Annotated in this window: 1 protein-coding gene and 1 pseudogene; both read left to right on the forward strand. The window is 47.9% G+C overall.

All coding sequences use genetic code 11. The features are described from left to right. Positions 1-1,124, forward strand: a pseudogene (locus R7O12_RS25200) (DASH family cryptochrome); the annotation flags it as partial. Beyond that, positions 1,125-1,316, forward strand: a 192-nt coding sequence (locus R7O12_RS25205; RefSeq protein WP_318126796.1) for a cryptochrome/photolyase family protein, incomplete at its 3' end; no start/stop codon positions are given.

Consider the following 1,316-nt stretch of genomic DNA (forward strand, 5'->3'; position numbering starts at 1 on the left):
ACTCGGCCAGTTAGGTCAGCGACTTTGGACGCTAGATCTACCCCCCATATCAAGCCCTCAAATATGCCATTCAATATTTGGGTGTCACTCATCTTTATGCAGACGCAATGGCTGGCTCGGATGAACAGAGCATATTGCACAAGCTGCAAGATGAATACCCACACCTTGTCATTGTTCAGCACGCTGTACGCAGTTTGTTCGACGAAAGCAAGCTGCCGTTTACGTTGCCTGATCTGCCCGAGACTTTTACTCAGTTTAGAAAGTGCGTTGAAGGGATAGACATCGCCCACCCAATAGATGCGCCGAGCTACCTACCGCCAATGCCAAAAGGCGCTCAACTGCCAACTTCATCCTCTTCTTACTTTGATGAGTCTGCGCTGTTTTCTGGCGGAGAATGGAGTGGTCTTGCGCATTGTCGGCGTTACTTTTCTTCTGGCTTGGCAAGCTCATATAAAGAGACGCGCAACGGACTCGACGGGATGGCGTATTCCACCAAATTTTCACCTTGGCTTGCGCTTGGTTGTGTGTCGCCAAGAATGATTTATGCCATGCTCAAACAGTATGAACAAACCCAAGGGGCGAATGATTCGACTTACTGGATTTACTTTGAATTGTTGTGGCGCGAATATTTTTATTGGTACGCAAGGTGTTATCAACAAAGGCTGTTTCGGTTTGGTGGTATTCGCAATCAACCGCCGTTAACCAGTTTTTATGCGCATCGTTTTCAGCAGTGGAAAAATGGCACCACACCGTATCCCATCGTCAACGCGTGTATGCACCAACTGAATCACACTGGTTATATGTCTAACCGTGGTCGCCAGTTGGTTGCAAGTTGCCTTGTTCATGAACTGGGGTTGGACTGGCGGTATGGCGCAGCCTACTTTGAAACGCAGTTGATTGACTACGATGTCGGCTCTAATTGGGGAAACTGGCAATATTTAGCGGGAGTAGGGGCAGATCCGAGAGGCTCTCGTCAGTTTAATTTGGAGAAGCAGACACAAATGTACGACCCAAATCATGAGTTCATTGAACGATGGCAAGGGCGTGACAGCCGAGCGCAGCAAGACGTTGTCGATATGGTCGACTGGCCAATCACAACGCAGCAAGAAAATGGAGATAAATAAATGCGTTATGACACGGTGCGATTGATTCTCGGCGACCAACTCAACAGCGAGCATTCTTGGTTTCAGCAAGCGGATGATACCGTGCTTTACTTGATTGCTGAGCTCAAGCAAGAAAATACTTACGTTACGCATCACATTCAAAAGGTGTGCGCCTTCTTCTCCGCGATGGCTATTTTTGCTCAAGAGAAGCAA

It is taken from the genome of Vibrio sp. Vb1574, assembly GCF_033338675.1.